This window comes from Methylobacillus methanolivorans, assembly GCF_044751345.1.
In the GTDB taxonomy this organism is placed as follows: Bacteria; Pseudomonadota; Gammaproteobacteria; order Burkholderiales; family Methylophilaceae; genus Methylobacillus; species Methylobacillus methanolivorans.
On the sequence record NZ_JBIWXY010000002.1, the window covers coordinates 286,571 to 299,456 of the forward strand.

A 12,886-nucleotide genomic window follows, 5' to 3' on the forward strand; every position below is an offset into this window, starting at 1 on the left:
CAGCATGTTTGAACGCATATTACGCACTGTCATCGCCCAGCGCTGGCTGGTGCTGCTTGCCGTGCTGGCAATGGCACTATTGGGTGTCTACAACTATCAGCAGTTGCCGATTGATGCGGTGCCGGATCTTACCAATGTCCAGGTGCAGATCAATACCAGTGCACCGGGATATTCACCGCTGGAAACCGAGCAACGCGCGACTTACCCCATTGAGACATCCATGGCAGGTTTGCCCAGGCTCAAGCAGGTACGTTCGCTATCACGCTATGGTTTGTCGCAGGTCACCGTTATTTTTGAAGATGGCACCGATATCTATTTTGCCCGGCAGTTGGTCAATGAGCGCTTGCAACAAGCCAAGGATACCTTGCCTTCAGGCGTGAAGCCGGAACTAGGGCCGATTTCCACTGGCTTGGGCGAGATCTACCTGTGGACGGTTGAGGCAGAAGAAGGTGCCATCAAGCCTGACGGCCAGCCCTATACGCCGACTGACCTGCGGGAAATCCAGGATTGGATCATCAAGCCGCAACTGCGCACTGTGCCAGGGGTGACAGAAATCAACTCCATCGGTGGCTTTGCCAAGGAATACCAGATCGCCCCGGTGCCTGCGCGGCTGTCGGCCTATGGTTTGAGCCTACAAGACGTGATCGTTGCGCTGGAGCGCAATAACCAGAATACCGGCGCTGGCTATATCGAGAAGAACGGCGAGCAATACCTGGTACGTGCGCCCGGACAGGTGGGATCGATTGCCGACATCGAGAACATGATTGTCAGCAATGTGGGCGGGGTGCCAATCCGCATCCGGGATATTGGCGAGGTGGGCGTAGGCCGTGAATTGCGTACTGGTGCTGCTACCGAGAATGGCCGGGAAGTAGTGCTGGGTACGGTATTCATGCTGATCGGCGAGAACAGTCGGGCCGTGGCGCAGGCAGTAGCCAAGCGCTTGGAAGCCATCAACAAGACCTTGCCGCAGGGGGTGGTGGCGATCCCGGTGTATGACCGTACCGTGCTGGTGGACAAGGCCATTCATACCGTCAAGAACAACCTGCTGGAGGGGGCGGCGCTGGTGATCGCAGTGCTTTTCCTCTTCCTTGGCAATATTCGGGCGGCCCTGATCACAGCCATGGTCATCCCTCTGGCGATGTTGTTTACCTTCACTGGTATGGTCAGCAATAAAGTGAGCGCCAACCTCATGAGCCTGGGTGCGCTGGATTTTGGCATCATCATCGACGGTGCGGTGGTGATCGTGGAAAACTGCATCCGCTGCCTGGCGCATGCCCAGCAGCAGAAAGGCCGCTTGCTCAGTCGTGAAGAGCGCTTTGCCGAAGTGTTTGCGGCAGCGCAGGAAGCGCGTCGCCCACTGATTTTCGGCCAGCTCATCATCATGATGGTGTACCTGCCGATCTTTGCGCTCACTGGCGTGGAGGGCAAGATGTTCCACCCCATGGCTTACACCGTGGTGATGGCGCTCATTGGGGCGATGATACTTTCGCTGACCTTTGTCCCGGCTGCGGTGGCGATGTTTGTTAGCGGTCGCGTGGCTGAAAAAGAGAATGCGCTGATGGCAGCCGCCAAGCGGCACTATGCCGGATTACTGCACTGGGTCATGGGCAACCAGGCGGTGGTGATGACTTTCATCCTTGCCATGTTATCGCTGACCATGTTGATGGCCAGCCGCATGGGCAGCGAATTCGTCCCCAGCCTGAACGAGGGTGATGTTGCCATCCAGGCCTTGCGCATTCCCAGCACCAGCTTGAGTCAGTCGGTTGCCATGCAGCAGGAAATCGAACGTACGCTCAAAGCCCAATTCCCCGAGATCGAGCGCATATTCGCGCGCACTGGCACGGCAGAAATTGCTTCTGACCCCATGCCGCCGAATATCTCCGATGGCTACATCATGCTCAAGCCCACTGCGCAATGGCCCAAGCCGCGCAAGAGCCGTGAGCAGTTGCTTGCTGACATCCAAGAGGTTACAGCAAAGCTTGCAGGCAATAACTACGAGTTCTCGCAGCCTATCCAGTTACGCTTCAATGAATTGATTTCCGGGGTGCGCAGTGATGTGGCGGTCAAGGTGTTTGGTGACGACATGGAGGTGTTGAACGCCACTGGCAACCAGATTGCTGCCGTTCTGCAATCCATCCCGGGTGCTGCTGAGGTGAAGGTTGAGCAGACGACTGGTTTGCCTATCCTCAACGTCAATATCAATCGCGACAAGACCGCGCGCTATGGCCTTAATGTGGCCGATGTGCAAGATGCCGTGGGTGTGGCGATAGGTGGTCGCAACGCAGGCATTTTGTTTCAGGGTGATAGGCGCTTTGACATTGTGGTGCGCCTGGCAGAGAGTGTGCGTAGTGATCTTGCCGCATTGAAGCAATTGCCTATTCCCCTGCCTAAAAGTGTTGGGCAGGTGCAAGCCAGCTATATTCCGCTGGGCGAAGTGGCCACGGTGGAGGTTGTGCAAGGGCCTAACCAGATCAGTCGCGAAAATGGCAAGCGCCGTGTGGTCGTGAGCGCCAATGTGCGCGGGCGCGACCTTGGGTCATTTATTGATGCTGCTGAAGAGGCTATCAATCGCCAGATCAAGGTGCCAAGTGGCTATTGGACCACATGGGGTGGCCAGTTCGAGAACTTGCAATCTGCACGCAAGCGTTTACAAGTCGTTGTGCCATTGGCGTTGTTCCTGGTGCTTACCTTGTTGTTCATGATGTTCAACAATCTCAAGGATGGCTTGCTGGTGTTCACTGGCATTCCATTCGCGCTCACCGGCGGCATCGTGGCACTATGGTTGAGGGATATTCCTTTATCGATCTCCGCCGGGGTGGGTTTTATTGCGCTTTCGGGCGTGGCAGTGCTCAATGGCCTGGTGATGGTCTCGTTCATCCGTCAATTGCGTGAGCAAGGCAAGCCTTTGGCGGTAGCGGTGCAGGAGGGCGCATTGACTCGCTTACGCCCGGTGCTGATGACTGCGCTGGTGGCTTCGCTTGGCTTTGTCCCCATGGCAATTGCGACTGGAACAGGAGCAGAGGTACAGCGACCACTGGCGACGGTGGTGATTGGGGGTATCCTGTCTTCAACGGCCCTTACTTTGCTGGTGTTGCCGATGTTTTATCAGTGGGCATATCGCAGGAGCCAGATGAGTGGAGCAAAAAACGTGAGTGAAGAACCAGCAAGGAGTATTCATGAAAAATAATGCCGCCGAACGTGGATGCGCTTGCGGGCATGCTCAAGAGAAAACCTGTGGGCAGGGAGAGGAGGCTAACGGCAATTCCCCATTGTTGGTTCCTGCTCATATCACTAGCAAGCTCTATATCGAGCAGATGGATTGCCCGACTGAGGAAGGGTTAATCCGCAAGGCATTTGCTCACAAGAGTGAGGTCTCCGCGCTGGATTTCAACTTGATTCAACGCATCCTCACCGTGACACATGAGGCCGAATCCTTGCCATTGATCATGCAGACCATTGAGGAACTGGGCATGAAAGCGCAGCTATTTGTGGATCAAGCTGAGCCACAGGCTGCACAGGTGACTGCCCCGCAGAAGTCATTACGCTTGCTGGTGCTGGCAGGGATCGCTGCCATTGGGGCCGAGATTGCGGAATGGATGAGTGGGCCGGAATACATCGCTGCAGGGCTGGCGTTACTGGCAGTGATGATTTGTGGCTTGGGGACCTATCGCAAAGGCTGGATATCAGTGCGCCAGGGAAGCCTCAATATCAATGCACTGATGAGCATTGCAGTCACTGGCGCATTGATATTACGACAATGGCCGGAAGCTGCGATGGTTATGGTGTTGTTCACGCTGGCAGAATGGCTGGAAGCAAAATCACTGGATCGCGCACGTAATGCCATCCGTAGCCTGGTACAACTGGTGCCTGAGCTGGCGACAGTTAGGCAGCAAGATGGTAGTTGGCTGGAAATCCCGGTCAGACAGGTGCAGATAGGCGAAGTGGTGCGGGTCAAGCCAGGCGAGCGTATCGCGCTGGATGGCGAGATTGTGGCAGGGCAATCCACAGTCGACCAAGGCCCTATTACCGGAGAAAGCCTCCCCGTAGATAAGTCAGTCGGTGATCAGGTGTATGCGGGCACGATCAATCAATCTGGATCATTCGAGTTCAAGGTGAGTGCAGCAGCGGCTCAATCCACATTGGCTCGTATCATACGTGTGGTGGAGGATGCGCAGGGTGCACGCTCACCAACCCAGCGGCTCGTCGATCGTTTCGCCAGGATATACACCCCGGCTGTATTGATGCTTTCCATCGCTGTGGCAGTCATTCCGCCACTGGTGTTGGGAGGTGGCTGGTACGAGTGGGTTTATCGTGCCTTGGTCTTGTTGGTGATTGCCTGTCCTTGTGCCTTGGTGATTTCGACGCCTGTCACCATTGTCAGTGGCCTGACTGCAGCCGCCCGGCACGGCATCTTGATCAAGGGTGGCGTCTATCTGGAAGAAGGCCACAAGCTGAGCTGGCTGGCTTTGGACAAGACCGGCACCATTACTCATGGTAAGCCGGCCTTGACTGATACCGTCTCCTTGCTTGCTTTGGATGGCATAGATGCCAACCTGATTGCCGTTAGCCTGGCTGCCAGGTCAGATCATCCGGTCTCCCAGGCCATCGCCCGCACGGCGGTAAGTCATCTCCCTGTTAACGAGTTTGCTGCAATTCTGGGACGAGGCGTGAGTGGCACAGTCAATGGTGTTACTTATCAGTTGGGCAACCACAGGTTGATGCATGAGAGCGGCGTATGTTCTCCAGGCCTGGAGGCGCAGATCAATGCGCTCGAAAAGCAAGGTAAAACCGTGATCATGCTGGCTAATTCTGCTCAGGTGCTGATGCTGTATGCGGTGGCTGACACTTTGAAAGATAGCAGCCGTGCAGCGATTGAGGCTTTGCATCAATTGAAGGTGAAAACCGTGATGCTGACTGGTGACAATGCACACACGGCAGCTGCGATTGCGACACAGGTCAATATTAATGAAGCGCGTGGCAATCAATTGCCGGAAGACAAGCTCCGTGCCATTGAACACTACGCCCAGCAAGGCAAGGTTGGCATGGTCGGTGATGGCATCAATGATGCACCTGCGTTGGCTCGGGCGGATATTGGGTTTGCCATGGGCGCAATGGGAACTGACACGGCTATTGAGACTGCCGATGTTGCCCTCATGGACGATGACCTGCGCAAGATCCCGTTGTTTATTGGATTATCGCGTGCGACACACAAGCTGTTAGTACAGAATATCTCGCTAGCACTGGGCATCAAGGCCTTATTCCTGGGATTGACCATCCTGGGTTATGGCTCAATGTGGATGGCCGTGCTGGCTGATGTAGGCGCCAGCCTGCTAGTGGTGGCCAATGGCCTGCGCTTACTCAGGTATTGAATAAGCGGGAGGTAGATTTAATGAGTGACTGGGTTGGTTTTGTTCATCAGGATCTTGCCATTGGTGTATGACTGGTAAAGGGCAAGGCCCGCTTCACGTAATGCGCCAGCATCGGCAGTGAGTGCCGGGTGCGCAAACGACTCCTCGCGCACCTTATAAATCGGGCTGATTTCAAGGTTGTTCAATGATGATAGCGATTCAAAAATCAGGTAGCCGACAATCTGCTCATCCATATAGAAATTCACGCGGAATATCTGCTCAACCGTCATGCTCAAGACATTCCCGCTATCCAGCGTGATGAGCTGGTCACGTTTGTTGACGGCGCGGATATTCAGGATTGGCATGGCGTATTCTTTCATTGCACTTGAGTCGTGATCAGTATTATCCAGTAAATGATCAGGTAATCACAGTTGCAGAATGCTGGCTGAATTGCGGATCAGATTCAGCTGGTGGTACTCATTTATAGGCTATTTTTGCTTGTGACTGATGGCTTTTGAAGTGCTGGTTTTGGACTTTGCGCTTTGAATTGCAGGCATGTTCTGCTCAATCCACTGCACCAGTGATGCAATTTTTTGACCTACTGTTTGCCCCAGTGGGGTGAGGCGATATTCCACATGCGGTGGCACACGCTGGTAGTCAATACGCTCAACGAATCCATCCTGCTCAAGGGTTTGCAATGTCTGGGCGAGCATCTTCTCACTCACACCATTGATCTTGCGCCTTAATTCGCTAAACCGGAAAGTACCATCAAGCAGTGCAACCAATAACAGGGTGCCCCAGCGGCTGGTTACATGGTTGAGAATGTCGCGAGAAGGGCATTGATCAGAAAATACATTGCCCCAGAAATGCTGACCGAGCGTGTCTCCGGTGGGGGCTTGAATAGTGGGGTTGTTGGTTTCCATTTCTATACTTACCTTTTGGTGCGTACTTACATTTAGTTAGTATAAGTTTTATTCTGTGGCTTCGTAAATACACTTCTGGAGCTTGGATATGATCGTCGTGACAGGTGCAACAGGCCAATTGGGCCAGCTGGTGATTCAGCATTTACTGAAATCCTTACCCGCAAGTGAGATTGTGGCCGCGGTCAGGAACCCAGAGAAAGCAGCAAGCCTGGCAGCACAGGGCATTCAGATTCGTCATGCAGATTATGACCAGCCGGAAACACTGCTGAAAGCATTTGCCGGAGCCGATAAATTATTACTCATTTCAGCTAGCGAAGTGGGGCGGCGCTTACCTCAACATCGTGCCGTGATTGAAGCTGCCAAGGCTGCTGGCGTTGGCTTGCTGACCTACACCAGTCTGCTGCACGCAGATCGTTCGCCATTACCTTTAGCGAAAGAACATCTGGAAACCGAACAATTGATTGCCGAGTCTGGTATTCCTGCTGTGCTGTTGCGTAATGGCTGGTATTCAGAGAATTATCTGGCGAGTGTGCCTACTGCCCTGCAATACGGCGTGCTACTGGGTAGTGCCGGTGATGGACGCATTGCATCGGCTGCAAGAGTCGATTATGCCGAAGCGGCTGCGGCTGTACTGACGCTGGAAAATCAGGCAGGCAAGGTCTATGAACTGGCTGGCGACACCGCATATTCGTTAGCCGAGTTGGCGGCAGCGATTGCCAGGGTATCTGGCAAGAATGTGAGTTATCAGAATTTGCCAGAAGCTGAATATCGTAAGGTATTGCTGGATGCAGGCTTGCCTGAAGGCTTGGCAACTTTGCTTGCTGAATCTGATACGGGTGCTGCCAAGGGTGGCCTATTTGATGATAGTCATCAACTGAGCGAGTTGATTGGTCGCCCGACGACCAATATAGACAAGCAGCTTGAGGTAGCAGTCTAAATTCGACAGTAGAAATCTCCCGGGATGGCATTAACCATGCCGTCCGGGAGTGGTCGCGATCACACGCGCATATCAGACTTCATCGATAGTGTTGGCGATAGCCGCATAAAGATCGCGCGTGGCAGCTAGCGCCGCTGCATGTATCTGTGAGGCAGGAATAATCTTGCCGTCAGCGCCAGGCAAAGCGCGGGTTGCAGTCGCACTGGCCACTACCGTAGGCGCATACCCCAGATTGAATCCACCATGGGCCGTGGAGTTTACGCACATATGCGTCATAAACCCGGCCAGGACAATATTCTTGATGCCATGAGCTTTTAAGACATCATCCAGGTTTGTTCCAACAAATGAATTAGGGTAATGCTTGGTAATCACGTCTTCGCCAGCGATCGGTGCGACAACATCGGCAATCTGCCCAATATGGGCGCGAATGTCATAAGGTGTGCCTTCCCCGGCATCATGCTGAATATGGATCACCGGTACCTTGAGCGTGCGCGCTTTCTCAAGCAACAGTTTCGCCTCTTGCAATGCTGGTTCAACCCCCTCTAGTGCCATGATTCCTTCACGGTAAGTATTTTGGCAATCAATCAGAATCAAGGCTGCATCTGCCAGTTTCCCCGGTGTTTGGCCTAACCCAACTAAGTCACGTAATGTTGTCGTCATTTTTATCTCTTTTATGACCTAACGTATTGATTATTCATCCACATTTGCTCTCTCCACAATTTAGACACGTTAGGCATCCGTCCATAATGATGGCAGCCTTAGTTTGGCACTTGTTGCAAAGTTGCGCGCCGGGTGGGAAGCCTTCGGCATTGGTTTCAGCGCCTGGTTTAGCGTGTTTTTCCATATATTCGGCGCGCTTTTCGTTGATGAGTTTCTGCTGGTGTTCGTCAGGGCCGGATTTCTTCAGCATACCGATCTGGTAGAGATGCTGTTCCAGCACTTCACCAATCTCGGCGACCAGGCTGGGAATATATTTGCCGCCTTTCTTGAAGTAGCCGCCGCTGGGCTCGAATACGCTCTTGAGCTCCTCGACCAGGAAAGTGATGTCACCACCCTTGCGAAAGGTGGCTGACATGACGCGTGTGAGTGCGACGATCCACTGGAAGTGCTCCATGTTCTTGGAGTTGATGAATATCTCGAACGGGCGGCGGTGCTCCTGCGGCGTGCCTTCGTTCATGATCACGTCGTTGATGGTGATGTAGAGTGCATGCTCGGTCACTGGGGTCTTGATTTTGTAGGTGTTGCCGACCAGCATGTCTGGGCGGCTCAATGGCTCACCCAGTTGGACGATTTCGGCGAGCTTCTGTTCGTGCGCTTTTTGCTCGGCGGCGGCTTGTTCTGCCTTGAGTTTGTCTTCTTCGGTAATGACGTTGTAACCGGTGATTTTCTTTTCTATCTTGATTGCCATGTTCGTCTCCTGTGCGCGTGCGTCACTGGGACAGGCAAGCGGACTCTTATCCGGTTGCCTGCGATGTGTGTTAGAACTTGCCGTAATAGCCTTCCTTGAGGGCATCGTAGAGATTGGCGGCGGTGTGGATTTCGCCGTCGTACTCGATTTCCTCGTTGCCCTTGGCCTCGATCACGCTGCCGTCGTCCAGGGTGAACTTGTAGGTGGTATTCTCGAGATCCTTCTCTGTCACCAGCACGCCCTGGAAGGCTTCGGGATTGAAGCGGAAGGTGGTGCAGCCCTTGAGGCCCTTTTCGTAGGCGTAGAGGTAGATGTCCTTGAAGTCGTTGAAGTCGTAATCGGTCGGCACGTTGATGGTCTTGGAAATGGAGCTGTCTATCCATTTCTGCGCTGCGGCTTGGATGTCCACATGGGCTTTTGCCGCGATGGTGGATGAGTCAAGGAAGTAAGCCGGCAATTGCTCTTCTTCCTTGTCGGAGAATGGCATCGCGTCCGGGTTGATTAATTCGCGGTAGGCGAGCAGTTCGTAGGAGAACACGTCTACCTTTTCCTTGGATTTCTTGCCTTCGCGAATGACGTTGCGGCTGTAGTGGTGCGCGAAGGACGGCTCGATGCCGTTGCTGGCGTTGTTGGCCAAGCTGAGCGAAATGGTGCCGGTCGGCGCGATCGAGCTGTGGTGGCTGAAGCGCGAGCCGGTCTTGGCGATCTGCTTGCGCAGTGTTTCCGGGAATTGCTGCATATAGCGGCTGTAAAGGCCCATGAGCACCTTGCCCTTGATCTTGTCGCCGAGCTTGATGCCATCTTTCGCCATTTCCGGACGCTTGGACAACAGATCGGCGGTGATCTCGAACTCTTCTTCCATGATAGGCGCGGCGCCTTTTTCCTCGGCGAGTTCCACGCCGACTTCCCAGCCGACCTCGGCCATGACCTTGGTGACTTCCTCGGTGAACTGCAGTGAATCGGCCTCGCCGTATTTCATCCTGAGCATGGTGAGCGTGGAGCCCAGCCCCAGGTAGCCCATGCCGTGGCGGCGCTTGCGGGTGATTTCGTCGCGCTGCTGCTGCAACGGCAGGCCGTTGATTTCGACGACGTTGTCCAGCATGCGGGTGAAGATGGCGACGACTTCGCGGTATTCGTCCCAGTCAAAATAGGCGCTGTCAGTGAATGGCTCACGCACGAATTTGGTCAGGTTAATCGAGCCGAGCAGGCAGGCACCATAAGGTGGCAGGGGCTGCTCGCCGCAGGGGTTGGTGGCACGGATGTTTTCGCAGTACCAGTTATTGTTCATCTCGTTGACGCGATCAATCAGGATGAATCCAGGCTCAGCAAAATCGTAGGTGGAGGACATGATCACGTCCCACAGGCGCTGCGCCTTGATGGTCTTGTAGACGCGGCAGGCCACCTTGCCGTCAGATTCGCGCGTGAGGTACTTGTCCTTGAGCGGCCATTCGCGCCAGACCACGGTTTCTTCATTGTGTACATCAAGGCCGTCCTGCTCGGCTTCCTTCGCCGTGACGGGGAAGGCGAGCTTCCATTCCGCGTCGGCCTTTACTGCTTCCATGAAATCCTTGGTGATCAAGGTGGAAAGGTTGAACTGGCGCAGGCGTCCTGCCTCACGCTTGGCCTTGATGAAGTCGGTCACGTCGGGATGCGAAATGTCGAAGGTCGCCATCTGCGCGCCGCGTCGGCCACCTGCGGACGAGACGGTGAAACACATCTTATCGTAGATATCCATGAACGAGAGCGGGCCGCTGGTGTAAGCGCCAGCGCCAGCGACGAATGCGCCCTTGGGGCGCAGGGTGGAGAATTCATAGCCAATGCCGCAACCGGCCTTCAAGGTCAGGCCGGCTTCGTGCACTTTCTCCAGGATGCCGTCCATGCTGTCCTCGACAATACCGGAGACGGTGCAGTTGATGGTGCTGGTGGCGGGCTTGTGCTCCTGCGCACCAGCATTTGAAGTAATGCGCCCGGCGGGGATCGCGCCACGGCGCAAGGCCCAGAGGAATTTTTCAAACCACAAGCCACGTTTTTCTTCAGTCTCTACATCAGCCAATGCGCGCGCCACGCGCTTGTAGGTGTCGTCCATGTCTTGGTCGATGAAACTACCTTGCTTGGTTTTCAGGCGATACTTTTTGTCCCAGATATCCAACGATACGGATTGTATGGGCACAACGGATACATCGGCTTTCTGAACCACAGGTTGGGCAGATTTCACGGCCTTGAGCATGGGTTTTCCTCTCTGTTATTAGTGGCTGGACGCCATTTCCGAATACGCAGGCTTGGTGTTGCTGTTTTGTTTTAAACCACAATATCTAGTGATGAAATGAAAAATTATTTCATTTTGTAGTGATGGTCAAGGGTATTTTTTGGTGCACGTGCGCGATTTTGGGGTGTAGTGACCCAGTGAGTTATGTCATGTCGTGTACTTAGGTTGTGTAGATGGTAAGGATTGACTGACTACGGTAGATATGAATTGAATGCCGAGGTGGAAAAAACCAATAAAAAACCCGGCGATGCCGGGTGATGGTATTAAGACTATGCAAGAAGTGAGTCTGGATTCTAGAACTTCCAATGACCAACAATTTGTCCAGTGACGGCACTGTAACCAGTCGTGCGCTCTCCATCTAGTTGTAAGGAGATCGAGAAGTCTTCAGTCTTTTGGAAGCGCAAGGCCCCGCTCATGTTGTAGGTGTTTCTGGCAATTTCCTGACCTTCTGTTTTAAATGCAGCGCCTCCACCGATGAAGTTGGTAGTGGCATTCAAACCATCATTCTTGAAATCGTGACGCCATCCAATCTGTACAGCAGGAAGCATACGAATTCCATTGGATAGTTCGACATCGCTAGAGAATCTGACTGCCAGTAAACTGCGAATACGATCAGCGGACTCATCCTGATATTTCATTGAGAGAGGACCGCCCCCTTTTTCCGTATAACCGTTTTGCTGGAGGTTGATCCACTCCAAGCCCACGATCGGTGTGATTGTTGATCTTCCACCAAATGCTAATGGAAAACCGACGTTTACACGGGCAGCAACTTGATCACCATCATAGCTACCTTTTGCAATTCCACTGATGGCCGTATTTCTGGAGCTATCATAGTTCTGACGGGCATAAGCCAGCATGCTTTCGAGATACCATTGACCAAAATCTTTTGCAGCATAAGCAGTTAATTGGTAAGTCTTGATGTCACTATGGTCTCCATCACGAAAGTCGCTCATATTGACATTAGTTTTTGCGTAGGTGAATGCGCTACCTACCAACCAATTGTTGTCTAGCAATGTATCAGCGCCAAATGCCATGCCTGTAGTGCTCATGTTATAGCCTGCAAAGCCAGAGCACATATCCTGATTGCCCCTCCCGCCAAACACCTTGGTCCAAAAACCATGTTTTTTCAGTGTGCTGTTAAAGATGGTAGACAGGTCACCGTTGGCAGCGAGTTTTACTTTTCCTGCCTTGAGGTCTTCCGCAAGTGATGTTTGAAAGCCATCAATGCGAAGTGAGTCAAGACGCATTTGTACCGTATCAAGATTGCCCGAAATAGTTTGGGAGGCAGCAAAGCTGGATGCTTGACTGGTATTTGGAGCGATCTTGCTCAGTGCCGTTGTTTGTTGATCTTTGGACATTAATACCAGGTCAGCGAGTGCATTACTCATCGCGACATTTGTACCCCCTACGAGGCTATCAAGTACTGTAGCAGCGCCTGAGCTATGCGTGGTTGAGTTTGGCGTGAACAATCCACCTCCAAGCAAAGACGCATCAAGAACGACGGAACTTGACAGGATAATTAAATCCATAGGTTCCCAATCTTGAGTAGGGTTAGCAATCGGGATATATCTGAATGTATATGTACCCGGAGAAAGATTACTAAATGTTGAACCTTGCCACGTGTAAATACTTCGTGTTGGTGTGCCTACTAGCTGTGTTCCATCAGAGAAGAAATTTGTTACGCCATCAATGAGTCCGGCGGGTTTATTTGTGACAAGTAGTGAGAAGGCGACAGTTGATGAATACCCATTTGAGCCAGTGACTTCTAAACTGCCCTCTGTAAACGTGACGTTTTGATGCCAAGATCCATACCAGAATGTAACGGCATTTGCTCCTGCATTTTCATAGCCGATAGACGCTGTATGAGCATATAAATGCTGTGAGAACATTGCACTGAGAATGGTTGCAATCGTGAGTTTTGTTTTGAGACATCTGACGGATGCTCTATTTCTTGTATTGGTATTGAATGTATTTGGTTTCATGATCCCCCCGAGAGAACAAAAG

General features: G+C 52.8%; 9 protein-coding genes. 3 read left to right on the forward strand and 6 right to left on the reverse strand.

The genetic code is table 11. The annotated features are described in order from the left end of the window. Positions 1-4 precede the first annotated feature (4 nt). Entirely contained in the window at positions 5-3,187 is a 3,183-nt protein-coding gene (locus ACIKP9_RS10925) for a CusA/CzcA family heavy metal efflux RND transporter (protein ID WP_400882626.1), read from the forward strand. Continuing rightward, positions 3,177-5,369 carry a heavy metal translocating P-type ATPase gene (locus ACIKP9_RS10930; RefSeq protein WP_400882629.1) on the forward strand — a complete coding sequence of 731 codons (2,193 nt, stop codon included), beginning with the start codon at positions 3,177-3,179 and terminating at the stop codon, positions 5,367-5,369. Before ACIKP9_RS10925 ends, ACIKP9_RS10930 begins: the two co-directional genes overlap by 11 nt. A 17-nt stretch (positions 5,370-5,386) precedes the next feature. On the opposite strand, the gene ACIKP9_RS10935 is transcribed toward ACIKP9_RS10930, so the two are convergent. Next, the gene (locus ACIKP9_RS10935) at positions 5,387-5,713 is read right to left on the reverse strand and encodes a hypothetical protein (protein ID WP_400882632.1); all 327 of its coding nucleotides are present in this window, start codon (positions 5,711-5,713) and stop codon (positions 5,387-5,389) included. Between the two features lie 123 nt (positions 5,714-5,836). Then, positions 5,837-6,271, reverse strand: coding sequence for a winged helix-turn-helix transcriptional regulator (locus ACIKP9_RS10940; protein ID WP_400882635.1), 435 nt, complete (start codon positions 6,269-6,271; stop codon positions 5,837-5,839). An 88-nt stretch (positions 6,272-6,359) separates the two neighbouring features. Here ACIKP9_RS10940 and ACIKP9_RS10945 point away from each other — a divergent pair, with 88 nt between their 5' ends. Next, entirely contained in the window at positions 6,360-7,208 is an 849-nt protein-coding gene (locus tag ACIKP9_RS10945) for an SDR family oxidoreductase (protein WP_400882638.1), read from the forward strand. A gap of 72 nt (positions 7,209-7,280) precedes the next feature. Here the strand turns inward: ACIKP9_RS10945 and ACIKP9_RS10950 are convergent, their stop codons facing one another. From ACIKP9_RS10950 to ACIKP9_RS10965, 4 genes are all read right to left on the reverse strand, one after another. Beyond that, the gene (locus ACIKP9_RS10950) at positions 7,281-7,868 is read right to left on the reverse strand and encodes a cysteine hydrolase family protein (RefSeq protein ID WP_400882641.1); all 588 of its coding nucleotides are present in this window, start codon (positions 7,866-7,868) and stop codon (positions 7,281-7,283) included. A gap of 34 nt (positions 7,869-7,902) precedes the next feature. Further along, complete coding sequence (locus tag ACIKP9_RS10955; RefSeq protein ID WP_400882644.1) at positions 7,903-8,616, reverse strand: TSCPD domain-containing protein; 714 nt, start codon at positions 8,614-8,616, stop codon at positions 7,903-7,905. A 70-nt stretch (positions 8,617-8,686) separates the two neighbouring features. Then, the gene (locus ACIKP9_RS10960) at positions 8,687-10,843 is read right to left on the reverse strand and encodes an adenosylcobalamin-dependent ribonucleoside-diphosphate reductase (protein ID WP_400882647.1); all 2,157 of its coding nucleotides are present in this window, start codon (positions 10,841-10,843) and stop codon (positions 8,687-8,689) included. Between the two features lie 332 nt (positions 10,844-11,175). Further along, positions 11,176-12,864 (reverse strand): autotransporter family protein, encoded by a 1,689-nt coding sequence (locus ACIKP9_RS10965; protein WP_400882650.1) that lies wholly within the window; start codon positions 12,862-12,864, stop codon positions 11,176-11,178. Between the last annotated feature and the right edge of the window lie 22 nt (positions 12,865-12,886).